Source organism: Caballeronia sp. M23-90, assembly GCF_053574605.1.
Genome location: NZ_JBSIPA010000987.1, coordinates 1 through 377 on the forward strand (window position 1 = coordinate 1; position 377 = coordinate 377).

Below are 377 nucleotides of genomic sequence, written 5' to 3' on the forward strand. Positions count from 1 at the left end.
ACACGAGGCTCTTCGGATCTGGTGCTCGCGGGGACGCTCGGCCGCGATCCGGGCCGCAAGGGTGGGCTCTCGCGAACCGCGCCCGAGCACAAGGTGCCTTCGTATCACTATCGTGCAGTGAAACTGGGCGTGGCGTTGCGGAAAGCGGCGCGTCCCGCGGATTTCGCTGCAACGAAGATCGGCTGCTGGTTGAGCGACATTGTCGGCATCCCGATCAACGAAGAGAATCAGCCGGTGATGCTGGTCGTGCTCGATCTGCTTGCAGCCGAGTCCGTTGAGGGCGTGAATGGGTATCCGGTCGAATCTGCCAGTGAAGATGCAAGCGCTCATGCAAACGACTACGCAGGCGAATACGCAACTACGCCCGCAGCCGCGTG

General features: G+C 62.3%; 1 pseudogene. It reads left to right on the forward strand.

Features of this window, described 5'->3' with window-relative positions:
- Nucleotides 1–377 (forward strand): annotated as a pseudogene (locus tag ACRXB1_RS37440) (hypothetical protein); the annotation flags it as partial.